At 72.9% G+C, this 23,575-nt stretch carries 25 protein-coding genes and 1 pseudogene; 12 read left to right on the top strand and 14 right to left on the bottom strand.

From position 1 onward, the window contains the following. Positions 1–12: 12 nt before the first annotated feature. Together OG455_RS30815 and OG455_RS30820 are read right to left on the bottom strand one after the other, a co-directional pair. Positions 13–666, bottom strand: coding sequence for a nitroreductase family protein (locus tag OG455_RS30815; RefSeq protein ID WP_266299310.1), 654 nt, complete (start codon positions 664–666; stop codon positions 13–15). A gap of 103 nt (positions 667–769) precedes the next feature. Then, positions 770–2,407, bottom strand: coding sequence for an ABC-F family ATP-binding cassette domain-containing protein (locus OG455_RS30820; RefSeq protein ID WP_266299312.1), 1,638 nt, complete (start codon positions 2,405–2,407; stop codon positions 770–772). Between the two features lie 319 nt (positions 2,408–2,726). Between OG455_RS30820 and OG455_RS30825 the strand changes: the two genes are divergently transcribed. After that, positions 2,727–4,337, top strand: coding sequence for an ABC-F family ATP-binding cassette domain-containing protein (locus OG455_RS30825; RefSeq protein WP_266299314.1), 1,611 nt, complete (start codon positions 2,727–2,729; stop codon positions 4,335–4,337). Between the two features lie 67 nt (positions 4,338–4,404). Here the strand turns inward: OG455_RS30825 and OG455_RS30830 are convergent, their stop codons facing one another. Then, positions 4,405–5,247, bottom strand: a complete 843-nt coding sequence (locus OG455_RS30830; protein WP_266299316.1) for a hypothetical protein — start codon at positions 5,245–5,247, stop codon at positions 4,405–4,407. Positions 5,248–5,321: 74 nt separating this feature from the next. After that, a complete protein-coding gene (locus tag OG455_RS30835; RefSeq protein ID WP_266299318.1) occupies positions 5,322–5,861 on the bottom strand; it encodes a SigE family RNA polymerase sigma factor in 540 nt (179 codons plus the stop codon). Between the two features lie 99 nt (positions 5,862–5,960). Here OG455_RS30835 and OG455_RS30840 point away from each other — a divergent pair, with 99 nt between their 5' ends. Further along, positions 5,961–6,188: a hypothetical protein gene (locus OG455_RS30840; RefSeq protein WP_266299320.1), complete on the top strand. Its 228-nt coding sequence runs from the start codon at positions 5,961–5,963 to the stop codon at positions 6,186–6,188. Further along, positions 6,188–6,559 (top strand): toxin Doc, encoded by a 372-nt coding sequence (locus OG455_RS30845; RefSeq protein WP_266299322.1) that lies wholly within the window; start codon positions 6,188–6,190, stop codon positions 6,557–6,559. The genes OG455_RS30840 and OG455_RS30845 overlap by 1 nt, the downstream gene beginning before the upstream one ends. Positions 6,560–6,599: 40 nt before the next feature. Here the strand turns inward: OG455_RS30845 and OG455_RS30850 are convergent, their stop codons facing one another. From OG455_RS30850 to OG455_RS30865, 4 genes are all read right to left on the bottom strand, one after another. Continuing rightward, complete coding sequence (locus OG455_RS30850; protein WP_266299324.1) at positions 6,600–7,649, bottom strand: hypothetical protein; 1,050 nt, start codon at positions 7,647–7,649, stop codon at positions 6,600–6,602. Between the two features lie 193 nt (positions 7,650–7,842). After that, the gene (locus OG455_RS30855) at positions 7,843–8,616 is read right to left on the bottom strand and encodes a response regulator transcription factor (RefSeq protein WP_266299326.1); all 774 of its coding nucleotides are present in this window, start codon (positions 8,614–8,616) and stop codon (positions 7,843–7,845) included. Further along, entirely contained in the window at positions 8,613–9,866 is a 1,254-nt protein-coding gene (locus OG455_RS30860; protein WP_266299328.1) for a sensor histidine kinase, read from the bottom strand. The genes OG455_RS30855 and OG455_RS30860 overlap by 4 nt, the downstream gene beginning before the upstream one ends. 35 nt (positions 9,867–9,901) lie before the next feature. Beyond that, on the bottom strand, positions 9,902–10,750 hold the full coding sequence (locus tag OG455_RS30865) for a GNAT family N-acetyltransferase (protein ID WP_266299330.1): 849 nt from the start codon (positions 10,748–10,750) through the stop codon (positions 9,902–9,904). Positions 10,751–10,986: 236 nt separating this feature from the next. Between OG455_RS30865 and OG455_RS30870 the strand changes: the two genes are divergently transcribed. The 4 genes from OG455_RS30870 (at position 10,987) to OG455_RS30885 (ending at position 15,985) form a co-directional block, all read left to right on the top strand. Next, positions 10,987–12,129, top strand: coding sequence for a CaiB/BaiF CoA-transferase family protein (locus tag OG455_RS30870; protein ID WP_266301020.1), 1,143 nt, complete (start codon positions 10,987–10,989; stop codon positions 12,127–12,129). Further along, entirely contained in the window at positions 12,126–13,337 is a 1,212-nt protein-coding gene (locus OG455_RS30875; protein ID WP_266299332.1) for an acetyl-CoA C-acetyltransferase, read from the top strand. The genes OG455_RS30870 and OG455_RS30875 overlap by 4 nt, the downstream gene beginning before the upstream one ends. Positions 13,338–13,388: 51 nt before the next feature. After that, positions 13,389–15,584: a 3-hydroxyacyl-CoA dehydrogenase NAD-binding domain-containing protein gene (locus tag OG455_RS30880; RefSeq protein WP_266299334.1), complete on the top strand. Its 2,196-nt coding sequence runs from the start codon at positions 13,389–13,391 to the stop codon at positions 15,582–15,584. 167 nt (positions 15,585–15,751) lie between these two features. Next, positions 15,752–15,985, top strand: a complete 234-nt coding sequence (locus OG455_RS30885) for a hypothetical protein (RefSeq protein WP_266299336.1) — start codon at positions 15,752–15,754, stop codon at positions 15,983–15,985. Between the two features lie 71 nt (positions 15,986–16,056). Here the strand turns inward: OG455_RS30885 and OG455_RS30890 are convergent, their stop codons facing one another. Continuing rightward, entirely contained in the window at positions 16,057–16,842 is a 786-nt protein-coding gene (locus OG455_RS30890; protein WP_266299338.1) for an HAD family acid phosphatase, read from the bottom strand. Positions 16,843–17,216: 374 nt separating this feature from the next. On the opposite strand from OG455_RS30890, the gene OG455_RS30895 reads away from it, so the two are divergent. Then, on the top strand, positions 17,217–17,930 hold the full coding sequence (locus OG455_RS30895) for a hypothetical protein (protein ID WP_266299340.1): 714 nt from the start codon (positions 17,217–17,219) through the stop codon (positions 17,928–17,930). Positions 17,931–18,173: 243 nt separating this feature from the next. Further along, on the top strand, positions 18,174–18,617 hold the full coding sequence (locus tag OG455_RS30900; RefSeq protein WP_266299342.1) for a hypothetical protein: 444 nt from the start codon (positions 18,174–18,176) through the stop codon (positions 18,615–18,617). Positions 18,618–18,662: 45 nt separating this feature from the next. On the opposite strand, the pseudogene OG455_RS30905 reads toward OG455_RS30900, so the two are convergent. Then, a pseudogene (locus OG455_RS30905) lies at positions 18,663–19,046 on the bottom strand (DUF6879 family protein); the annotation flags it as partial. 106 nt (positions 19,047–19,152) lie between these two features. Beyond that, positions 19,153–19,608 (bottom strand): ATP-binding protein, encoded by a 456-nt coding sequence (locus OG455_RS30910; protein ID WP_266299344.1) that lies wholly within the window; start codon positions 19,606–19,608, stop codon positions 19,153–19,155. Between the two features lie 264 nt (positions 19,609–19,872). Here OG455_RS30910 and OG455_RS30915 point away from each other — a divergent pair, with 264 nt between their 5' ends. Genes OG455_RS30915 through OG455_RS30925 form a run of 3 tightly spaced genes read left to right on the top strand, consistent with a single transcriptional unit; the run spans position 19,873 to position 21,173 of the window. Continuing rightward, positions 19,873–20,724: a helix-turn-helix transcriptional regulator gene (locus OG455_RS30915; RefSeq protein ID WP_266299346.1), complete on the top strand. Its 852-nt coding sequence runs from the start codon at positions 19,873–19,875 to the stop codon at positions 20,722–20,724. Between the two features lie 8 nt (positions 20,725–20,732). After that, the gene (locus OG455_RS30920; RefSeq protein WP_266299348.1) at positions 20,733–20,924 is read left to right on the top strand and encodes a hypothetical protein; all 192 of its coding nucleotides are present in this window, start codon (positions 20,733–20,735) and stop codon (positions 20,922–20,924) included. A gap of 57 nt (positions 20,925–20,981) precedes the next feature. Beyond that, complete coding sequence (locus OG455_RS30925) at positions 20,982–21,173, top strand: hypothetical protein (protein WP_266299350.1); 192 nt, start codon at positions 20,982–20,984, stop codon at positions 21,171–21,173. A gap of 11 nt (positions 21,174–21,184) precedes the next feature. Here the strand turns inward: OG455_RS30925 and OG455_RS30930 are convergent, their stop codons facing one another. The 3 genes from OG455_RS30930 to OG455_RS30940 form a co-directional block, all read right to left on the bottom strand. Further along, positions 21,185–21,472, bottom strand: a complete 288-nt coding sequence (locus OG455_RS30930) for a hypothetical protein (RefSeq protein ID WP_266299352.1) — start codon at positions 21,470–21,472, stop codon at positions 21,185–21,187. Between the two features lie 52 nt (positions 21,473–21,524). Continuing rightward, positions 21,525–22,283 carry a MerR family transcriptional regulator gene (locus OG455_RS30935; RefSeq protein WP_266301021.1) on the bottom strand — a complete coding sequence of 253 codons (759 nt, stop codon included), beginning with the start codon at positions 22,281–22,283 and terminating at the stop codon, positions 21,525–21,527. 101 nt (positions 22,284–22,384) lie between these two features. Further along, positions 22,385–23,440 carry an isopenicillin N synthase family oxygenase gene (locus OG455_RS30940; protein WP_266299354.1) on the bottom strand — a complete coding sequence of 352 codons (1,056 nt, stop codon included), beginning with the start codon at positions 23,438–23,440 and terminating at the stop codon, positions 22,385–22,387. Between the last annotated feature and the right edge of the window lie 135 nt (positions 23,441–23,575).

Consider the following 23,575-nt stretch of genomic DNA (forward strand, 5'->3'; position numbering starts at 1 on the left):
GCCGCGAGCGCGTCAGAGCCGGACCAGCACCTCGTCCAGCTCCTTGCGCCGCAGGTCCGGCACCCGGGCCTCGTCGGCCGGGTACCCGACCGGGATCACGTAGGCGGCGCGCTCCTCGGCGGGCCGGTCGCAGACCTCGTTGAGGAACTTCATCGGGCTCGGGGTGTGGGTCAGGGTGGCCAGTCCGGCCTGGTGCAGCGAGGCGAGCAGCAGGCCGACGGCGATGCCGACCGACTCCTTGGTGTAGTAGGGGCGCGGCGAGTCGGGGCCCTTGTGCACCTCGAAGACCACGATCACGGCCGGCGCGTCCTCCAGGAACGGCTTGTGCCAGTCGGTGCCGATCGGTGCCAGCGCGGCCAGCCACTCCGCCGAGGCCCGGTGGTCGTAGAACTCGCGCTCCTCGGCCTCGGCGGCCTCGCGCAGCCGCCGCTTGCGCTCGGGGTCGGTGATCACCACGAACCGCCACGGCTGAACGTGGGCCCCGCTCGGCGCGGTGGCGGCGGTGCGCACCGCCCAGTCCAGCACCCCCTCGGGGATCGGTCGGCGGTCGTAGTCGCGCACGGTGCGGCGCTGGGCCATCACCTGGTGGAAGTCCCTGGCGCGTGCCTCGGCCTCGTGAGCGGGCACGGCCATCGGGTGCAGCGGGACACTGGGGTAGGAGGTCATATGACCTGTATGGGAAGCCCGGCAGTGGTCTAAACCAACCTGGGCCCGGTCGTCCCGCCGGAGCCTCGCCGCACCCGCCCGGCTCCGACAGCTCCGAGAGCTCCTACAGCTCCGTGACCTGTCCGTCCGCCACCGCGAGGCGGCGGTTGACCGAGACCGTCTCCAGCATCCGGCGGTCGTGGGTGACCAGCAGCAGGGTGCCGGTGTAGGAGGCGAGGGCCGATTCGAGCTGCTCGATGGCGGGCAGGTCGAGGTGGTTGGTCGGCTCGTCCAGGACCAGCAGGTTGACGCCGCGGGCCTGGAGCAGGGCCAGCGCCGCCCGGGTGCGTTCGCCGGGGGAGAGGGTGTCGGCGGGGCGCAGCACGTGGGCCGCCTTGAGGCCGAACTTGGCGAGCAGGGTGCGGACATCGGCGGGGGAGAGTTCGGGCACGGCCGCCTCGAAGGCCGCCAGCAGCGTCTCGGTGCCCAGGAAGAGGCCGCGCGCCTGGTCGACCTCGCCGACCACCACGCCCGAACCGAGCGCCGCCTCACCGGAGTCGAGGGTGAGCCGGCCCAGCAGGGCGGCCAGCAGGGTGGACTTGCCCGCGCCGTTCGCGCCGGTGATCGCCACCCGGTCCGCCCAGTCGATCTGCAGGTTCACCGGGCCGAAGCCGAACCCACCGCGCCGCAGGGCGGCCTGACGCAGCGTCGCCACCACCGCGCCCGAACGCGGGGCGACGGCGATCTCCATCTGCAGCTCCCACTCCTTGCGCGGCTCCTCGACCACGTCCAGGCGCTCGATCAGCCGCTGGGTCTGCTTGGCCTTGGCGGCCTGCTTCTCCGAGGAGGAGATCGCGGCGGCCTTGCGGATCTTGTCGTTGTCCGGGCTCTTCTTCAGCGCGTTGCGCACGCCCTTGTCCGCCCAGCCCTTCTGCACCCGGGCCCTGGCCTCCAGGCCGGACTTGGTGTCGGCGTACTCCTCGTACTCCTCGCGGGCGTGCCGCCGCTCCCGGGCGCGCTCCTCCAGGTAGGAGGCGTAGCCGCCGCCGTAGAGGTTGACCTGCTGCTGGGCCAGGTCCAGCTCCAGCACCCGGGTGACCGTGCGGGCCAGGAACTCGCGGTCGTGGCTGATCAGCACGGTGCCCGCGCGCAGGCCGGTGACGAACTCCTCCAGCCGGGCCAGGCCGTCCAGGTCCAGGTCGTTGGTGGGCTCGTCCAGCAGGAAGACGTCGTAGCGGGAGAGCAGCAGCGAGGCCAGGCCCGCGCGGGCCGCCTGACCACCGGAGAGCGAGGTCATCTCCTGGTCCAGGCCGACGGCCAGGCCGAGCGAGTCGGTGACCTGCTCGGCGCGCTCCTCCAGGTCGGCACCGCCGAGGTCGAGCCAGCGCTCCAGCGCGTCGCCGTAGGCGTCGTCCGCGCCGGCCCGGCCCTCGACCAGGCCCTCGGTGGCCTCGTCCAGCGCGGCCTGCGCGGCGGCGACGCCGGTGCGCCGGGCCAGGAACGCGCCGACCGTCTCACCGGCCCGCCGCTCGGGCTCCTGCGGCAGGTGGCCGACGTTGGCGCCGCGCGGGCTGAGCGTGATCGAGCCGCTCTCGGGGCTGTCCAGCCCGGCCAGCAGCCGCAGCAGCGTCGACTTGCCGGCCCCGTTCACGCCGACCAGGCCGGTCACCTCGCCGGGAGCGATGACCAGGTCGAGCCCGGAGAACAGGGTGCGGTCGCCGTGGCCGGCGGCCAGGTCCTTGGTTACGAGAGTGGCACTCATGATGGGTCCGATCCTAAACGGACGCGCATCAGGCCTCTGAATCGGTCGCCCGTAAATGCATTGCCCGCCGCTCCCGCCCGTCGTACCGTTGGGCTCGTTGGTCCACCGGAACAGGAGAAGGCCGTTGCTTTACTGAGGTCATGAGACACCGCTCCCGCGCTGCTTACCCGCGCGGTCGATCGCGCTGAGTGTTCGCGCGTTCGGTGAGTGTGCTCGGCCTCGGTCCGGAGCTGCCTGTTCCGCCGTCCGACCCCCTGCCCTCCCGCGGTGTCTCCGTGTTGCCCCTTCCCGTCCCACGAGCAACCCGCAGGAGGCCCCCATGGCATCGACGACCACCGCGATCCTCTGTACCGACCTCAGCTTCGAGTGGCCGGACGGCAAGCCCGTCCTGGACCGCTTCCACCTCGCCGTCGGCCCCGGCCGGACCGGGCTCATCGGCCTCAACGGGGCCGGCAAGTCCACCCTGCTGCGGCTGCTGGCGGGCGAGCTCACGCCCTCCGCCGGCAGCGTCCGGATCGGCGGCGAACTCGGCTACCTGCCACAGGACCTGGCACTCGACACGGGCCTTCGGGTGGACGAGGCGCTGGGCATCCGCGAGCGCCGCGAGGCGCTGCACGCGATCGAGTCCGGTGACGCCGCCGAGCGGCACTTCACCGCGCTCGGTGACGACTGGGACGTCGAGGAGCGGGCCCGCGCCACCCTGGACAAGCTGGGCCTGGGCCGGCTCGACCTGGACCGCACCACCGGCGAGCTCTCCGGCGGCGAGGCCGTGCTGCTGCGGCTGGCGGCCCTGCTGATCGAGCGGCCCGACGTGCTGCTGCTCGACGAGCCGACCAACAACCTGGACCGCTCGGCCCGTGAGCGCCTCTACGAGGCGGTGGCGAGCTGGACGGGCGTGCTGGTGATCGTCAGCCACGACCGCGAGCTGCTGCGGCGCGTGGACCAGATCGCCGACCTGCGCGACGGCGAAGTCACCTGGTACGGCGGCAACTTCGACGACTACGAGCGGACCTTGGCGGCCGAGCAGGAGGCCGCCGAGCGGCTGGTGCGGGTGGCCGAGGCCGATGTGCACCGCCAGCAGCGGGACTTGGTGGAGGCCAACGTCCGCCTCGCCCGCAGCGCCAGCTACGGCAAGAAGAAGTCGATCACCAGGAACGACCCGAAGATCCTCGCCGGTGCCTTCAAGCGGAAGGCCGAGGTCACCGCGGGGCGGGTGCGCGGCATGCACGCCGAGCGGTTGGCCGACGCCCGTGACCGGCTGAACGCCGCCGAGGAGGCGGTGCGCGACGACGCCGAGATCCGGATCGACCTGCCGCGCACCGAGGTGCCGCCCGGCCGCACCGTGCTGACCATGGAGAACGTCCGGCTCGCCTACGGCCACAGCGTCAAGCTCGACCTGCGCGGCCCCGAGCGGATCGCCCTGGTCGGCGCCAACGGGGCCGGCAAGTCCACCCTGCTGCGCACCATCGCGGGTGAACTCGCGCCGCTGGAGGGCGAGATCACCAGCCCGGTGCCGATCAGGTACCTGCCGCAGCGGCTCGACCTGCTGGACGACGCGCTGAGTGTGGCGGAGAACGTCAAGGCGCTGGCACCCGCCGTCTCCGACAACCAGATCCGGGCCCGCCTGGCCCGGTTCCTGTTCCGCGGCGGGCGGGCCGACCAGTTGGCCGGCACCCTCTCCGGCGGCGAGCGGTTCCGCGCGACACTGGCCGCGCTGCTGCTCGCCGACCCGCCGCCGCAGCTGCTGCTGCTCGACGAGCCGAGCAACAACCTCGACCTGGCGAGCGTGGGCCAGCTCACCGACGCGCTGGATTCCTACCAGGGCGCGCTGGTGGTGGTCAGCCACGACCTGCCGTTCCTGCGCGGGCTCGGGCTCACCCGCTGGCTGCGGCTGGACGAGTCGGGGCTGCGGCGGGTGGATCCGATGTGAGGCGGGTGGACCGATGCCGGGCGGCCGGGCCCGGGGTCGCCCCGCCGGCCGCCACGGCCCGGGCCGGTCACTTGGGGGAGGCCCACGGGGTGGGCAGGCCGACCGCCAGCGGCGCCCAGACCGGATCGAGCGCGAGGGCCGAGAGCTGCTCCGGGCTCAGCAGCAGTGCGTTGGCGTACGGCTCGGTCCGGCCGGTGCCGGGGCCCGGGACGTCGCTCTCGTCGACGATCACCCTTGCCCCGTCGGGCCGGTCGAACATGGCGCTCCACTGCTGCGCGCCGCCCGCGGCCCGCGGGGGGTGGTAGGCCAGCAGGTAGGCGCCGCCGGGCTGTGCGGTGCCGACGCAGTCGGGGTCGGTGGTCAGGCAGTTGCCGATGGGGGGCTTGGTCGGGTTCGGCCAGGGCGGCGCGTGCTGGATCGTGATCTCGACGCTGCTGGAGCCTCGGCCGTCGGTGACGGTGAGGGCGGCGAACCGGTTCGAGACCCCGTCGACGTTGTCCCGCGCCATCGGGTCGCTCAGCTGCAGCCCGCCGGGCAGCTTCGTCTTGAACAGCTCCAGCAACTGCTCGGCGCTGACCGGTGCCGTGGCCGACGGGGAAGGGGTGGACGGGGAAGGGGCCGACGGCGAAGGGGTGGTCGTCGGTGAACCGCTCGCCGCCGCGCTGACGGTCGGGGCGCCCCGACCGTCAGCGCTCGGGCCGGCCGCCTCGGCGCTCGGGCGCGGCTGCAGCGTCAACGCGCCGACGCCGGCCAGCAGCGCCACGGTGGCGGCACTCGCGAGCACGGTGCGCCGGCGCTTGCGGCGCTGTCCGCGCTCGGCGGCGCCGAGCGCCAGCAGGTCCACCGCTACCGGCGGTGAGTCGGTGGCCGCCTCCCGCAGGGCATGGCTGAATTCCTCTTCGAAGGACATGGCAGATGCTGCTTTCGGTCAGGTCTCGCGGGGGGAGGGGAGGCTGGCGGTCGACGGGCGGGCGGCATGCCCGGTCAGCGCGGCTGGGACGTCCGCTCGGTGAAGCCGGTGCCCAGCAGGGCGCGCATCCGGTGCAGCGCGCGATGGCTGCGCGAACGCACGGCGGTGGAGCTCAGGTGCAGCGCGGCGGCGGTCTCCTCGACGCTGCGGTCCTCCCAGAACCGCAGCACGAGCACCGCGCGGTCCTGCGCGGGGAGGTCGCGCAGGGCCTGCAACAGGGTCAGGCGCAGCGTCGGGTCCTGGTCGTTGACCGCGACCTCGGGGAACTCGATGGTCACCCGCTCGCTGCTGCTCCGCAGGCGTCGCATGCTCAGGAAGGTGTTGACCAGCACGGTCTGGGTGTAGCCGGCCGGATTCTCCAGTCGCGACACCCGCTTCCAGCGCACGTACACCCGGCTCAGCGCCTCCTGCACCAGGTCCTCGGCCAGATGGGAGTCGCCGCCGGTGAGCAGGTAGGCCGTGCGGTGGAGCTGCCCGCCTCGGGCCGCGGCGAAGTCCAGGAAGTCGATCCGGCCCGGCGGCGCCTGTTCGGTCGTCGGTGGGTGCTGGTCCATGTCTGTCTAACGCGATGGGTGGTGCGGCCTGTTGCAGGGTTCGCGGAGAATTCTCGCAGCCCTGTCCCGGCCCGGTACCGCTCCGGTACCCTGAGCCGCATGCCGGCTCTCAACATCGAGTACACCGAGGCGGAACTGGCCGCCATCCGCGAGGCCGCGGCGGCCGACGGCAAGACCGTCAAGGCATACGTCCACGACCTGAGCGTGCGCGAGCAGCAGCGCCGAACCTTCGTCAACCACGCGGTGGCGTTCTGGAACGCGCACCTGGAGGAGTTCGACGCCGCCTTCCCCGAGGACACCCCCGCCGCCCGGCGCCGCGCGGCCTGATGATCCTGCACGTCGACATCCGCTGGCTCCTCGATGTCCAGGAGCAGGCCTCCCCCGAGGACTTGAGCGTGCGCGACTACTCGGCGCTCCAGGCGGCCGTGGCGCGGCACCGGGTGAACACCGCCCAACTCGGCCACGACGCCGACCCGGCGTGGTGCGCGGCCGCGCTGATGCACACCATCGTGCTGCTCCGCCCGCTGCCGGTGCGCAACAACCTCTACGCCTGCATGGCGACCGCCGCCTACATGCACGCGGCCAAGGAGGGCATCGACCCGCCGTACGGCGCCCTGGTCGAACTGGCCCGCGACGTGGCCGACACCACGGCGGACGTCTTCGCGGCGGCCGACCGGATCCGCGACTGGCGGATCTAGGCTCCACTCCGTGGTCGGCCGTCCATGTCCAGAGGGGGCGTCAGTCGGTGCCGGGCGTCCGCTGTCCGGGCTCCGGAGCCGGCGCGCTCTCTGCGGCGGGCTCGGGATCGGCCGCCGGTGCCTCGACCGCACCCGCCACCACCACCCGGCGCCGGCGCAGCGCGAACGCCCCACCCGCCGCCAGCGCGGCCAGCACTCCCAGCACCCCGACCACCCACGGCAGCGCGGGGCTGCTGTGCGCGGCAGGCGTGGCTGCCAGCTGGACCACGGTCGGCGACTTCACCGTGGTCGGCGTCGGGCTCGGCGACGGCGTCGGGCTCGCGATCGGTGACGGCGAGGCGGAAGGCGTGGGGGAGGCGGAAGGCGACGGCGGGTCCGTGGTCGGGCTCGGCTCCGGTGCAGCGGCTGCGGCTGCGGTAGTGGTCGCGCGCGGGCTCGGCTTCGCGGTCGCGCGGAGGCTCGGCTTCGGGGTCGCGGTCGCCCGCGGGCTCGGCTCGGGTGTGCCGGTCGTGGTCGCGGTCGCCCGCGGGCTCGGCGTCCGGGTCGTGCCGCCGCCGGGGGTCGGGGCGGGCGCCTGGGCGGGGTTGCCGCCGGTGAAATAGTCGCTCACCGTGCCCAGCTTGGTGGGCGTGATCATGGCGCACGGCCCCAGGTACGCCTCCGCTTCGAGCTCGTACACCCCGTCCGGGCTGCCGGCGGGCATCGACAGGGTCTCGTGCAGCACGTGGTCACCGCGCGACAGCCCGCCGAACGCGACGCGGCCGGAGTTCCAGGTGCCGAGATCGCCGGACTGGGGAGCCAACTGCCAGGTGAACGAGAAGCTGTGCGACGGGCCGCCGTCCACGCTCAGCTGCACGGACGGAGCCGGACCGGGCGTGTAGCCGCCTTGCTGCTGGGTGGGGATGATCATCATGTCGTACTCGGCGGAGGCCTGGTCCGGGGCGTCGAGGTGCAGCATGTTGTCAGTTGTATGCGATCCACCCGCACGCACATTGGGGATCGGGCCGTACACGCCGTCGATGCTGTAGGTGCCGGTGGCCATCGTCGTGCAGACATCCGCGTGCGCCTGGCCGGCCGCTGTCACTGTCACTGTGCTGAGGGCTATCGCAAAGGCCAAGGTCAGGCCACGTCTCGTCATGGCCCCGCATCATAGAGGTGCCCGCCCATCGCGCTCGCACCAATATCGGGTCGCCTAGAACGTCCTGGGCGGACTGCCACGTCCCCGACCGCACGGGTCGGAGCAGCCGGCGCGGGCCCGCACCGGGCCGGCCCGCGCGGGGGGTTCAGTCGGGGCGGACGAAGCCGCACTCGTACGCCGTGATCACCGCCTGGGTCCGGTCGCGCGCGCCGAGTTTGGCGAGCACGTTGCCCACGTGCGACTTCACCGTCTCGGGGCTGAGCACCAGGTGGTCCGCGATCTCCGCGTTGTTCCGCCCGGTCGCCATCAGCCGCAGCACCTGGCTCTCGCGCTCGGTGAGCCGGGCGATCGGGCCGGGTCCGTCGGCGCGGCCGGCACCCGGTCGCGGGCGCCCGGCCGCCAGCTCGCGGATCGCCGCCGGGTAGAGCAGCGAGTCGCCGCGTGCCACCAGCCGCACCGCCTGCACCAGTTCCGCCGCCCTGGCCCGCTTGAGCAGGAACCCGGCCGCGCCGGCCCGCAGCGCCTGGTAGACGTAGTCGTCGTTCTCGAAGGTGGTCACGACCAGCACGCGGGGCGGTTCGGGCAGCGAGTCCAGCACCAGGGTGGTGGCGCGGATGCCGTCCACCTCGGGCATCCGCACATCCATCAGCACCACGTCCGGGCGGGTCTCGCGGACCAGTGGCAGCACGGCGCTGCCGTCCGCGGCCTCGCCGACCACGGTCAGGTCGGGCTCGGCGTCGATCACCACGCGCAGACCCAGCCGGACCAGCCGCTCGTCGTCGGCGATCACCACCCTGATCGGCGCGGCCGCACCGGTCTCCGCGCCGCTCTCCGCACCCCCGCCCCTGCCCACGTCCGTGCCGTCCCCGCTCGCGCTGTCCCCGCTCGCGCCGTCCCTGCTCACGCCGTCCCCGTTCATGCCGTCCCCGCCTCTCCCGTCGCGCCGGCGGTGACCGGCAGCCAGACGGCCAGCCGCCAGGCCGCCCCGTCCGCCGTGCGCCCGCTCTCGCACCCGCCGCGCAGCGCGGCGGCCCGCTCGGCCACCCCGCGCAGCCCGCGCCCGCCGCCGGGGCGGCTGGGCCGGCCCGCGCCGAGGGCGTTGGTCAGTTCCACGTCCAGCCGCCCGTCCCGCAGGTCCAGCCGCAGGGTGGCCGGCACCGGCCCGGCGTGCCGGAGCACGTTGGTCAGCCCCTCCTGCACGATCCGGTACGCCTCCCGGGAGACCGGCGCCGGCAGCAGCGCCAGGCCGGCCCCGGTGTGCGTCTCCACCGCCACCCCGGCCAGCGCCAGTTGGCGCACCAGCGGTTCGAGCCCGGCGAGCGTGGGCCCGGCCCCGAGGGCCGGTTCGCCCTCCTCTTCGCGCAGCACCCCGAGCACCGTGTCCAGTTCGCCGACCGCCTCGCGCGCCACCTCCTCGATCGCCGCCAGCGCCTCGGCGGCGAAGGCGGGATCGCGGTGCAGCACCCGCGCGGCGGCCGCCGCCTGGATCGAGACCGCGCTGAGCGCGTGGCCGACCGAGTCGTGCAGTTCGCGGGCCAGCCGGTTGCGCTGGGCCAGCACCGCCGCCCGCCGTTCGGCCGCGGCCAGCCGCTCCGCCGGGCTCGGCCCGAGCAGCGCGGGAGCCCGGCGGGCCAGCAGCGCGCCCGCGGCGGCGCTGGTGCCGAGCAGCAGGAGCAGCAGCGCCGTGCCCAGCAGCAGGGGCGCACCGGCGAGGCGCCGCACCCAGGGCGTCGCGGGGTGGGCGAAGAGGGTGTGCGGCGTGAACCAGAGCACCAGCACGGCGGGCGGCACCGAGATCGACATCCCGCTGACCACGCCGCCCAGCAGCAGGTGCAGGGTGAACCAGTGCGCGGTGCGCCGTCGGGCCGCCCAGCCGCGGGCCGGGCCGCCGGCCAGCTCGGCGGCGGGGGCGGCCAGCGCCCGGGCCGCGGTGCTGACCAGTACCCGGACCACCGGCAGCAGCCCGGCGACCCAGGCCATGGGCAGCGCGATCGGCAGGCAGAGCAGTTGCACCAGTAGCGCCGGCCATCCCGTCCGGCCGGGGAACAGCGTGTACATCGGCACCATGGCCAGCATCCAGAAGGGCATCAGCAGCGCACCGCCGAGCACCAGGTGCACCCAGCGCACCCGGGCCCGGCGCCCCACCAGGGCGAGCGCGATCCGTTCCATGCCGCCGACCCTACGGTCCGCCGGATGACCGTTCATCAGGCTGCGGGCTGATCGCCCTCCCCCGGGCGGGGGAGGGGCGGCGGCGTCCAGACGTACCGGACGCAGGTGGTGATCGCCGCGAGCCCGAGGCGGCGCAGGATCGGCGCGCTCTGTGCCGAGGCGTCCACCTGTAGGTAGCGGTGGCCGAGTCGCTGGGCGATCCGGGCCCGGTGCGCCACCAGCGCCTGGTAGACGCCGCGACCGCGCCACCGCTCCAGTGTCGCCCCGCCCCAGAGGCCGGCGAAGTCGCAGCCCCGCGGGAGCGTCAGCCAGCCGGCGGAGACCAACTGCCCGTCGGCCTCGGCGAGAAGGATCGCGATGCCCTCGGGGTCGGCGGCCAACCGGCCCTTGAGGAAGGGGGCGATGGTGTCGATCCGCTGCCCCCACACCGCCGACTCCAGCTCGGCGATCCGGTCGGCGTCGCCGGGGTCGGTGGTGCGGCGCACTCCCACGCCGGCCGGCAGGGCGGGATCCCGGCCCGCCGGGAGCGCGAGCCGCTCGGTGCGGCCGACCAGGACGGTCGCGGGCTGCTCGGGGACGAAGCCCGCCGCCAGGAGCCGCTCGGGCAGTTCGGTCGGCAGGTCGTGGCCGCGCACCTTCCACTCCACGCGTCGGCCGCGGGCCGCGAAGTGGGCCTGCTGGCGGGCGATCAGCGCGTCCAGCGCGGCGCCGGTCAGGCCCAGGTCGCGCGGTGCGGTCACGAAGGCGCGGCTGTCGCCGGTGAGCCGCAGGAGCGGCCCGTCCTGGTCCCGTGCCAGGTCAGGGCCGTGGGGGCCGTCGCGCAGTTGCTGGTCGTAGGCGTCGAGGAGCTCCGCCAGGTCCGGGAGGTCGGCTGAATCGCTCACTCGTCGACCGTAGGCGCGGCGTCAATCCGATTTCGCCGGGGGCCGCGCCGGTGGCGGCTCCACCGCCCTTGTTACTGGCGGGTCACCGGCATACCATCCCGAGTGTTACAGCTCCACTGTCACGCTCGCGAGGAGGCGACCGGGTGACTGGCGACCGGGTGACCGGCGAACGGGCGGCGGGCGGCTCCGCGGCGGAGGGTCCTGCGGCCCCGGCCCCGGCCCCGGCCCCGGCCCCCGTGCGGGCGGCCGGTCCGCTCGCCTGGGTGCGGGTGGTCGAGCTGGCCGGGATCGGTCCGGGCCCGTTCGCCGCGATGCTGCTCGCCGACCTGGGCGCGGACGTGGTGCGGGTGGACCGCCCCAGCGGCTCGCCACTGGCCGGCGACCCGGCGCTGGACCTGACCAACCGCGGCAAGCGCTCGGTGCTGCTCGACCTCAAGGCTCCGGACGGGCCCGGCCTGCTGCTCGACCTCGTCGAGCGCGCCGACCTGCTGATCGAGGGGTACCGCCCGGGTGTCGCCGAGCGGCTGGGGGTGGGCCCCGAGGCCTGCCTGGACCGCAATCCGGCCCTGGTCTACGGGCGGATGACCGGCTGGGGGCAGCAGGGTCCGCTGGCCGCCACCGCCGGGCACGACATCGACTACGTCGCGCTCAGCGGGGTGCTCTCGATGATCGGGCCGGGCGACGGGCCGCCGGCCGTCCCGGTCAACCTGCTCGGCGACTACGCGGGCGGCTCGCTCTACCTGGTGGTCGGCCTGCTCGCGGCGCTGCAGCACGCCCGCGCCACCGGCCAGGGCCAGGTGGTGGACGCCGCGATCGTCGACGGCACCGCCCATCTGGCCACGCTCTTCTGGGGGTTGCTCGCCGAAGGTCGCTGGCAGGACCGGCGTGGCGTCAACTTCCTGGACGGCAGTGCCCCTTGCTACGCCGTCTACCAGGCGGGCGACGGCGGCCACTTCGCGGTCGGCGCGCTGGAGCCGCGGTTCTACGCCGAGTTCGCCCGGCTGCTGGAGCTGGGGCCGGACGCGCCGGGGCAGTACGACACCGCCCGCTGGCCGGAGTTGCGCGCGCTGATCGCCACCCGCTTCGCGAGCCGCACCGGGGCCCACTGGGACGCCGTCTTCGCGGGCAGCGATGCCTGTGTCACCCGGGTGCTGACGCTCCGCCAGGCGGCCCAGGACCCGCACCTGACCGCGCGCGGCACTTACCTCACCCGGGACGGCGTCACCCAGCCCGCCCCCGCCCCGCGCTTCTCCGCCACTCCCGCCGTGCTGGGTCGCCCCCCGGCCCGCCCCGGCGCCGACACCGCCGAGGTGGCCCGTGACTGGGGCCTGCCCGGCCTTGACCGTCCGACCGACTCCCCTGAGAGGCAACCGTCGTGAGTACCGAAGCGTACGTCTACGAGGCGATCCGCACGCCGCGCGGCCGCGGCCGCAATGGTTCGCTGCACGCCACCAAGCCGGTCGACCTGGTGGTCGGGCTGATCCGCGAAATGCGCGCCCGGCTGCCCGAGTTGGACCCGGCGGCGATCGACGACATCGTGCTCGGCGTGGTCAGCCCGCTCGGCGACCAGGGCTCCGACATCGCCCGGATCGCCGCCGTCGCGGCCGGCCTGCCGGACACCGTGGCCGGCGTGCAGGAGAACCGCTTCTGCGCCTCCGGCCTGGAGTCGGTCAACATGGCCGCCGCCAAGGTCCGTTCGGGCTGGGAGGACCTGGTGCTGGCCGGCGGCGTCGAGTCGATGTCCCGGGTCCCGATGGGCTCGGACGGCGGCGCCTGGGCGATGGACCCGATGACCAACTTCGACGTCTCCTTCGTCCCGCAGGGCATCGGCGCCGACCTGATCGCCACCATCGAGGGCTTCAGCCGCGCCGACGTGGACGCCTTCGCCGCCGAGTCGCAGGCCCGCGCGGCCAAGGCCCAGGCCGACGGGCTCTTCGACCGCTCGGTGGTCCCGGTGCGCGACCGCAACGGCCTGATCGTGCTGGAGCGCGACGAGTACCTGCGCCCGGGCACCACCGCCGAGACCCTGGCCGGCCTGAAGCCCGCCTTCGCCAACATCGGCGAGGCCGGCGGCTTCGACGCGGTGGCGCTGCAGAAGTACCACTGGGTGGAGGCGATCGACCACGTGCACACCGCCGGGAACTCCTCCGGCATCGTGGACGGCGCCTCGCTGGTCGCGATCGGCTCGCCGGCCGTCGGCGAGCGGTACGGGCTGCGCCCGCGCGCCCGCATCGTCGCCGCCGCCGTCTCCGGCTCCGAGCCCACCATCATGCTCACCGGCCCCGCCCCCGCCACCCGCAAGGCGCTGGCCAAGGCCGGGCTGACTGCCGCCGACATCGACCTGGTGGAGATCAACGAGGCCTTCTCGGCGGTCGCGCTGCGCTTCATGCGCGAACTCGGCTTCGCCCACGAGCAGGTGAACGTCAACGGCGGCGCGATCGCGCTGGGCCACCCGCTGGGCGCCACCGGCGCGATGATCCTCGGCACCCTGATCGACGAGCTGGAGCGGCGCGAGCTGCGCTACGGCCTGGCCACCCTCTGCGTGGGCGGCGGCATGGGCATCGCCACCATCGTCGAGCGGATCTGACCCCCTTCCCGCGTCCTTCCGCGTCCTTCCGTGTCCCTGGAGACCATTGCCATGACCGACCTGACCGTCATCCGCTGGGAACAGGACCAGGAGGGTGTCGTGACCCTCGTCCTCGATGATCCCAACCAGTCCGTCAACACCATGAACACCGCCTTCACCGCCGACTTCGAGAGCGCGGTGGCCGAGCTGGCCCGCCTCGCCGAGGCCGGGGAACTGCGCGGGGTGGTCATCACCTCCGCCAAGAAGACCTTCTTCGCCGGCGGCGACCTGCGCATGCTTTCGGCCGTCGGGCCCGAGGGCGCCGAGGAGTTCTTCGCCGGCTCGCTGCGGCTCAAGCGCGCGCTGCGCACCCTGGAGACGCTGGGCAGGCCGGTGGTCGCCGCGATCAACGGCAGCGCGCTGGGCGGCGGCCTGGAGCTGGCGCTGGCCTGCCACCACCGGGTGGCGCTGACCGCGCCCGGCAGCAAGATCGGGTTCCCCGAGGTGACGCTGGGCCTGCTGCCGGGCGGCGGCGGGGTGGTCCGCACGGTGCGGCTGCTGGGCCTGGCGGACGCGCTGCTCAAGTGGCTGCTGACCGGCCGCCAGTACCGCCCCGCGGCCGCCGTCGAGGCCGGGCTCGTGCACGAACTGGCTGCCGATCGGGATGAGTTGCTGGCCAAGGCGCGCGCCTTCATCGCCGCCAACGAGAGCGCCGAGCAGCCCTGGGACGTCAAGGGCTACAAGATCCCCGGCGGCACCCCCGCCTCCCCGTCGCTGGCCGCCCAACTGCCCGCCTACCCGGCCAATCTGCGCAAGCAGCTGAACGGCGCCCCCTACCCGGCGCCGCGCAACATCCTGGCGGCGGCCGTCGAGGGCAGCCAGGTCGACGTGGAGAACGCCTTCGTCATCGAGGCCCGCTACTTCACCGAACTGGTCTGCGGCCAGACCGCGAAGAACATGATCCAGGCGCTCTTCTTCGACATGCAGGCCGTCAACTCCGGTGCCTCGCGCCCCAGTGGCATCCCCGAGCGCCAGGTGCGCCGGGTCGCGGTGCTCGGCGCGGGCATGATGGGCGCCGGGATCGCCTACTCCTGTGCCAAGGCCGGTCTTGAGGTGGTGCTCAAGGACGTCAGCATCGAGGCGGCCGAGCGCGGCAAGGCCTACTCCGCCGGGCTGTTGGACAAGGCGGTGGCACGCGGGCGCGGCACCGCCGAGCAGCGCGAGCAGCTGCTCGCCCGGATCACCCCGGCCGCCGAGCCGGGCGACCTGGCCGGCTGCGACGCGGTGATCGAGGCGGTCTTCGAGAACGTCGAGCTCAAGCACCAGGTCTTCCAGGAGGTCCAGGACGTCGTCGACCCCGACGCGCTGCTCTGCTCCAACACCTCCACGCTGCCGATCGGCCTGCTGGCCAAGGGCGTTGACCGGGCGGCCGACTTCATCGGGCTGCACTTCTTCTCGCCGGTCGACAAGATGCCGCTGGTCGAGATCATCAAGGGCGAGGCGACGGGGGAGGAGGCCGTGGCCCGCGCCTTCGACCTGGTCCGCCGCCTGGGCAAGACCCCGATCGTGGTCAACGACTCGCGCGGCTTCTTCACCTCCCGGGTGATCGGCCAGTTCATCAACGAGGGCGTGGCGATGGTCGCCGAGGGCGTCGAGCCCGCCTCGATCGAGCAGGCGGCCGCGCAGGCCGGCTACCCCGCCAAGGTGCTCTCGCTGCTGGACGAGCTGACCCTGACCCTGCCGCGCAAGATCCGCGCCGAGGCCGTCCGCGCGGCCGAGGAGGCCGGCGAGCCGCTGCTGCCGCACCCGGCCGAGGTCGTCTTCGACCGGATGGTCGAGGAGTTCGGCCGTCCGGGCCGCAGCGGCGGCGCGGGCTTCTACGAGTACGACGCCGACGGCAGGCGCGGCCGCCTCTGGCCGGGCCTGCGCGAGCACTTCGGGCGCGGGGGCGGCGAGGGCGGTGAGGGCGTCGAGGTGCCGTTCGAGGACATGAAGGAGCGGATGCTCTTCGCCGAGGCGCTCGACTCCGTGCGCTGCCTGGAGGAGGGCGTGCTCACCTCGGTCGCGGACGCCAACGTCGGCTCGATCCTGGGCATCGGGTTCCCGGCCTGGACCGGCGGCGTGCTGCAGTACATCAACGGCTACCCGGGCGGGGCCGCCGGATTCACCGCGCGGGCCCGGGAGTTGGCGGCCGCCTACGGTGAGCGGTTCACCCCGCCGGCGCTGCTGGAGCGGGTGGCGGCGGAGGGCGGCGTCTTCAAGGACTGAGCGCCGGGCCGGTGGTGACGGACCGTCAGGGGCGGTGCGGGCGAGGGGTAGGGGCGGTGGCCCGGACGGGCAGGGGTCGCCGCCCCGGCGGTCGGGGGCGGCGCGGGCGCGGTGCGGTGCCTACGGTGATGCGCACACGACACCCACCGATGATCGGAGTGATCCGCATGCGCCGCCGCCTCGTCCCCACCGTCCTCCTCGGCTCGGCCCTCACCCTGGGCCTGGGCCTGGCCACCACCGGCTCCGCCAGTGCGGCCGCCGCCCGTCCGCCCATCACCTACGTCAGCTACGACCAGTGCGTCGCCGGCGGCGGTCAGATGGCCTACGTGTACCTGGAGGGCGTCGTCTGTTCCGGCGGCACCTACGACGGACAGTGGATCGCCGGCGGCCCGCTCGGCTGAGCCGGCGCTGCGCGGCGCTCTGCGGCCGGGGCGGTGGGGAACCACGCGCCTTGGCCGCAGCGCCCTGCCGGTCAGGGGAGGTAGTACATCGGGTTCGGGAGCTTGTACGTCTGGCCGGCGTGGCCACCGGACAGGTCGCTGTTCTGGTCCCCGAAGTCCGCCACGATCTTGTAGCCGAGATCCTCGATGTGGGCGCGGGTACCGGACTTGTACTGGATGGTGGTGCAGGTCGCGCCGCACGGCAGATAGGCCGGCGGGGTGGCCGCGTTCTTCAGGTACAGGTGGGAGGCGTCCGCGGCCGGGAAGCCGACGGCGGCCAGGTTGGCGGCGGTGGAGGCGCGCTGCGACTCGGGCCGGCCGGTGATGAAGAAGACGGTGTAGCCCTGCTGCTGGGCCCAGGTGGCCAGGGCGTTCATGCCGAAGACGGCCGGCATGGTCTTGGTGGCGATGTACTGGGCGTTGCTGACCGGGTTGTAGACGAAGGTGGTCTCCAACTCGTAGTTGTACGTCGACAGTGACGTGTCGTCGACGTCGAGCACGATCGCCTTCCGCTGCCCGCGGTCGTCGCGGGCCTGCCTCTGCAGGTACTTCTCGGCGTCCTTCTCGATCCCGGCGACCTGCTTGGCGTAGTTGCCGGTAGGCGACGGCCAGTGCTCGCCCTGGGCGTCGACGGTGTCGCCGTAGTAGGCCTTGATGTCGCTGACCTCGTTGGTCATGTTGGTGATCTGGCGGTCGGTCCGCGGCACCCGGTTGTCCGCGAGCGCCAGCCCGCCACCCGCGACGGCGCCGCCGACGACGACACCGACCGCGAGGGTGGCCAGCGTCTTCGAGTGGGTCCTGAGGGACATCTTGAGCATGCGGCTTCTTCCCTTCCCCTGCCGGGAGAGGGCGCGGCTCGCCCCCCGCACACCCGGCACACGCGAGGCGGGAGGAAACGTACGGCTGGGTAACCCGCCAGGTCAAGAGATTCTACGCGCGGTGTCTACGCGTGCTGTCTACGCGCGGTGCTGGTGGCCGGCCAGGCACGTCCGAGGCACGTCCCGGACGGCTCGGCGCCGCCCCGCCGCTCCGCCGCCCCCGTTGCCCCGCACAGGCCGAAGTCGCCGAACCGCTGCGGTGGTTGACCCCGAACCCCTATGCTCATGCCCTGAACAGCTCGCGCGACCCCCGGCGCCCGATGATCCGGCACGACCATGACCGGCTCCACGGGGAGCTGTGAGGCAGAGGTGACATGCCCTTCCTGGATGACTGCGCCAGAACGACGACCAACACCCTCAACCGGATCGACTACCAGAAGGTCCGGCCCGCCACCAAGGACGACCTCGGGCTGCTGAGCAAGGCCGTCGTCCCCCGGGTGGAGTCCATCGTCCGGCGCCAAGCCGTGCTGCAGGCCCTGGAGGACGAGGGCCACAGCGCCGGCGTCCTCGCTCTCTGTGCGAACGACTCCGGTCCCCTCGCGTCGAGCCGACTGGAGATCCGCTCCTCCCACTCGGGCGCGCCGATCGACCGCGGCCTGCCCCAGGGCCCGTACGGACCCGCCGCGCTCCCGGCGGGCGTTGCCGCCAACCAGCTGCGGGCCCGCGCCAACTACGCCTGGCTCCAGGCGAGTACGACGGACCACACGACCAAACCCGCCGCGGCCTCCGGCCTCCAGCCGGACCCGGCCCGGGTGGCCTCCTACTTCGAGGTGACGCTGCCCGAGATCGGCCGCACGATGCAGTTGGTCTCCGGCGGCCGGATCCTCTACGACCCCTTCCACCACCGCTTCTTCATCTCCGAGCACTACCGGTCGTTCTACGAGTTGATCGGCGTCCCGGCCGTGACCGCCGACCCGGACTACGCCGCGCTCCGCCAGGAGCTGCACGCCTTCGCCCCCACACCCACCGAGACCTGGGACGACGAGTACGACTCCGTGATCGACCGGATCAGGTCGGGCCGGTACTGACGACCTTCGGCCCTGGCGACCTGGGGGCGTACCGCACCGTCGGCGAATATCTGCGAATCAGTGTCACCTTCCCTGTCAAAAAACCGTGATGCTCTCCGGAACGGAACCCGCCGAGGGGAGCAAGGACATGGCACGAAGTTCGCGAGCGATCGGCAGCACCTCCGGAGTAGGTGACTGCCCGACGCTCCACGAGGACGTGGATACAGGTGAAATCCTGGGCCTTTCCCACTATGGTCGGGCTTCGTGCCGATAGCCGCCGTTGCCACGCCCCGTAGGGCGAAGCTCGCTTTCCGCTTGATGTTCACGGTCACGGCGCTCTGGGGTGCGGTGGTGCTCGCCTTCGCGTACTTCACGGTGCGGCTCGGTGCCGTTGCCAATGCCGTGGACGAGTACGGCGATCCCGACCGTGCAGCCGCGATGTCCCAGTTCGTGACGGCTTTCATCACCGTCCTGGCGGCAGCACCGACCGTGCTGTGGCTGATCACCACCATCGCCTTCCGACGCGGCTCCCGGCTGGCCCCAGTCATGGCAGCCCTGGTCACCACCGCGACCGTGCTCTGTTCGGCACTTTTCCTGAGCTTCATCGCAGGCTTCTTGTCCGGCGAGGGGTACGTTGTCGCCTTCATCACGATCGTCGACTGCCTGAGCGTGGCCGCCGCGTTCACCGCATGGACTCGCAGGGGCTGACCACACGTCAGTCCGCCTGGTTCCTGGGGTGTTCGTAGCAGCGAGTTAGACGGCGTACCGCTCGTGCGGGGTGGCTCGATCCCAGACGGCCTCGAAGGCGTCGGCGCAGAGCTTGGCCACCGCCGGCTCGTCGGTCGATGTCCGGTCGGGGTCACGCCAGTCACCGGCGCCGGTGAAGTGGTTGAACACGGCAAGCCGGCCGTCGAAGAGCCAGAAGTCGTCGCCCGGCAGCGCGATGTCGGACGCCAGGTGACGCGGCAGCCACCGGACCTGCTCACCCGCCGCGATGTTGGTGAACGTCCCGCTGTGCTCGTACCTGATGTACTCGCTCACCGGCTCCGAGACGATCCGCGCCCGGCGCACGGCCACGCCGCGTCCCACCGTCTCGGCGGTCAGGTCGAGCCACGGACGCCACCGCGGCGCGCGGTCCTACGGGAGATCCGGAGCGATCGCCCGGCCGGCCGGTCGGTGCTGTTGCGAGTGGCCGCCCCATCCCCTCCGGTCGGGGCGGCCACTCGGCGTTGGTGACGGCCGGTCAGGCCGCCTTGTCCAGGCGGATCCCCGCGACGACGGACTTGCCGCGCGTCGGGCGCGGGATTACGGCCCAGCTGTCGCAGAGCGCGTCCACCAGGAGCAGGCCGCGACCGGTGCAGGCGTGCGGTCCGGACGCGGTGGGGGTGGGCCGGCCGGGGCCGGGGTCGGAGACGGCGAGCCAGTAGTGGCCGTCGGCGGTCCAGAGCACGAGTTCGACCACCTCGTCCTCGTGCGGGTCCGTGCCGTAGCGGATCGCGTTGGTGACCAGCTCGGAGGTGAGCAGCCGCAGCTCGTAGGAGAGTTGGGCCGGACACTGACGCGGCAGCGCGTCCCGGACGGCCTGCCGGGCCCGGGGCACCGAGCTGAGCCGGGCGGGGAAGCGCCAATGGGTCGGCACGGCGGGGACAGCGGGGGTGGTGGTGGGGACGGCGGGCGTGGGGAGCGGGATTCCAGGCATGGCTGACTCCTCGCGGGTGTGCGGTGGTTGACGCGGCGGCGCCGGTGGCCTGCCTCCCTGGGCGCGGGCACACCGGTCCCAGGGATGGGCGGGCATGCTCGCGCGGTGCACTTCCGGGCGTTGCCGTAGGTGAGCGTCTTGCTACTTCAAGCTAGCGTGATCGGTGGCACTGTGCCACTAGATCTACGGTAATTGCCACGATCGTGTTGGACTGGGAGCGACTGATCACGGCAGACTGACCCCAAGTCAGCCCGAGAGGATGGCATGCCGACCCGACCTGTTCCGACCGAGCGCCAGAAGCGTCTGGGCGCTGAACTGCGAAAGCTCCGCCTCGCCGCAGGAGTCAGTACCGACTATGCGGCTGGCCTGCTGGGGCTCGACCGTACGAAGATCTCCAATATGGAGTCGGGCGTCCGCGTCGTGAGCGCTGACCGGGTGCGGACCTTGGCCAGCAACTACGCTTGCGCTGACGGGGCGTACATCGATGCGCTCGTCGCGATGGCTGAAAGTCGGGAGCGTGGCTGGTGGGAGGAGTATCGCGGAGTCCTTCCATCCGGACTGAGCGATATTGCGGAGCTGGAGTGGCATGCGGCGGGCCTCTCGACGGCGCAGACCGTGCATTTGCCAGGTCTCATGCACACGGATGAATACGCTCGTGCTGTCTTCGGGGCCGTGCTACCGCCGTTGTCGCGGCTGGAAGTCGAGCTGCGTGTGAACCACCGGATGGCGAGGCAACGTGTACTGGGGCGGCCTGAGCTGCTTCGGTATGTCGGGTATGTGCACGAGGCGGCCTTGAGGATGCAGTTCGGTGGTCGCAAGGTCATGCGGGCGCAGCTCGACCACGTGTGCGCCGAATCAGAGCGGGCGAATGTCACCATTCGTGTTCTCCCGGTCGAGTGTGGGGCGTTCCCAGGTGCGGGGCACGCCCTCCTTTACGCGGAGGGTGCGGTCCCTCGACTCGACACCGTTCAGCTGGACTCCGCCCATGGCCCCGAATTCACCGATGCCGAAGCCCAGCTGGCAAAGTACCGTGCACACCTTGACTGGATGGCGGAGGCGGCACTGTCTCCGGAGAAGTCCAGAGACTTCATACACGTCGTTGCTCAGCAACTCTAGGAGGTCCGATGTCTGACGTTACTTGGGAAGAGCCGTTCTGCGGTGAGGGGAACAACTGCTTCCGCCTGGGCACCGACGCGACCGGCAACGCCTACATCGCCGTCGCCGGTCAGGAGGACCGCCCCCTCACCGACTCACGCGAAGCTCTCCGCACCCTGATCCTGGACATCAAGGCGGGCAAGGCCGACCATCTGCTGTAAGCCGTTGTGGCCAGGGCGCCGGTCGACGTTGCCCTGGCCACCGTCGAGGGGAGTGAGATGCCCACCATCACCTGGGAAGAGCCCTTCTGCGCAGAGGGGAACAACTGCTTCCGCCTGGGCACCGACGCGACCGGCAACGCCTACATCGCCGTCGCCGGTCAGGAGGACCGCCCCCTCACCGACTCACGCGAAGCCCTCCGCACCCTGATCCTGGACATCAAGGCGGGCAAGGCCGACCACCTCCTCTGACGCCCGCCGGGCTACTGCTCGCCGACCTGACGCGGGTGCGTCGGGTCGGCGGGGCAGGTGAAGATGCGCAGTGCGCCCCAGCGGCCGATCGTGACCCCGGTGGGCAGGGCCGTGGCACCCTCACGCGCTCGATCCTCCAGCGGCATCCAGCTCCGACCGCCGCCGTGCCACTCCGTGCTGTCGATGGTGAGCAGCGGCTCCATCGGCATCCCGCACGCGCAGTCGACCGGCTGTGGGTCCGTCCGGTGCCAGGCGTCGAAGAGAAGCTGGACGAGCTGCTCGCCTTCCTCGCCGGCCACGTCACCGCCGACTGAGCCATGGCGTGACCGCCGTGCGGCGCGGCGCCTACTCCTACGAGGACGAGGACTCGGACTCGGTCGCGGCGCCGGCCGGGGCGTTCATCAGGGCCTCGCCGCCGCCCGCCAGCTGCTCGGCCAGCGAGCGGTGGAACGCCGTCACCAGCGCCTGGGTGAGCAGCGGCTCGATCCCGCCGGTCAGTTCGCGCATCCGCTCGACCTCTGCCTCGTCCGCGCCGCTCTCCCGGAACGGCTTCCAGACCGTCTCGCGGAAGAGCCGGTGCAGCTCCCGCGCGGTGGCCCGGCTGTGCAGGCGCACCACGGCGCGGGTGGCGACGATGGTCTCCAGCGGGATCGGCAGGTCCAGCACCCGGGCGCCCAGTGGCAGCAGGCCCGGGTCCACCAGGAACTCCCCGTCGCGCTCGGTGCGTTGCAGGGCACCCATCGCCACCAGCTGGTCCAGGTCGGCGTCGGAGAGGCCGCGTCCGACCCGCCGGGAGAGCTGTTCGGTGGTGGCCTGCTCGGCGGTCTCGGGGGCCCAGACGGCGATCAGGGCGCGGTGGATGGCCAGGTCCAGCGCGCTGATGTCGGCGGGGAGCTGGTCGAGGTAGCGCTCGATCGCGGCCAGCGTGAGGCCCAGCCGCTGGAGCTCCTCGATCAGCTCCAGCCGGTCCAGGTGCTCGGCGCCGTAGAACCCGACCCGGCGCGGGCCCAGTTCGGGCGGCGGCAGCAGGCCCTTGCCGCTGTAGAAGCGCAGGGTCCGCACGGTCACCCCGGCGCGGGCGGCGAGTTCGTCGACGGTCAGTCGCGGCATCGCGCCCTCCAGCACGGGACAGTTGAAGTGTGACAGCGACACTGTAACTGTCCCGCGCCGGGCCGCGGCAGGCTGCCGACGGCGTCAGGCCGGCACCCGCGTCAGCTCACCAGCTCCGCGTGGTGGCGCTTGGCGACCTCGGGGTGGGCGCGCAGGTAGCCCTTCAGCTCGTTGCGGCCGAACTCGGCGTAGAGCGGGTTGGCCGGGTCGGTGGTGGCCCCCGGCGCGTGGTGGGCGTGCGGGAACTCCAGCGGCGCGATGTGGGCGTCCAGGCGCGGGTTGTAGAAGAACGGCACCGAGTACCGCTCCCGCGCGCCGGGCGGGCTGACCACCCGGTGGTTGGTCGCCTTCAGGTAGCCGTCGGTGGCCACCTCCAGCAACTCGCCGAGGTTCACCACGAACGAGCCGGGCAGCGGCGGCACGCTGAGGAAGCCGCCGTCGGCCTGCTCCACCTGCAGGCCGGGGACCTCGTCGGTGAGCAGCAGGGTGAGGAACCCGTAGTCCTTGTGCGCGCCCACGCCCTGGCCGCCGCCGTCGGGGGCGCTGCCGGGGTAGCGGACCAGCTTGAGGCGCAGGTGCGGGTGGCCGGCGAAGGCGGCGTCGTAGAAGTCGGCGGGGGCGCCGATCGCGGCGAGCAGCTCGTGCAGCAGGCGCTCGGCGACGCCGCTCAGCCGGTCGATCCAGTGCAGCGAGGCCTCGCGCAGCTCGGGCAGGCCCTTCGGCCACTGGTTGGGGCCCTCCAGCCACCAGTAGTCCGGCTCGCCCGGTCCGGGGCGGTGCTCGGGCAGCTCGGCGCCGATGTCGATCTGGTCGCGCCAGTCGCTGCGGCCCTGGGTGCGCTCGGTGCCGGTGCGCGTGTAGCCGCGGAAATGCGGGGAGTTGAGGTTGCTGATGGCCAGCCGCTCGGCCTCGGGGAGGGCGAAGAAGGCGTGCGTGGCGGTCATCAGCGCGGCGGTCTCCCGCTCGGTGATGCCGTGGCCGATCAGGTGGAAGAAGCCGACCTCGGTGGCGGCCCGGTTCAGCTCGGCCTGGAACGCGGCCCGCTGCTCGGGGGTGCCGGAGGCGGCGGCCAGGTCGATCACCGGCAGACCGGGGGCGGCGGGGGCGGCGGCGGGGGCGCTGAAGGAGGCGGGGGTGGCTATGTGCTGCTGCGACATGGGGGTGACATCCGCTGTGTTCGGCCCGGCCGCTCCCGGCGGTGGCCGGGTGGACCGGGTGCGCGGCGGATGGTGGCGCGGCGCCCCCGGTGCCGGGGTCCTGAGAGGTGAGGGTGAGGGGTCAGCGGTGGCCGC

The sequence above is a fragment of the Kitasatospora sp. NBC_01287 genome (assembly GCF_026340565.1).
In the GTDB taxonomy this organism is placed as follows: Bacteria; Actinomycetota; Actinomycetes; order Streptomycetales; family Streptomycetaceae; genus Kitasatospora.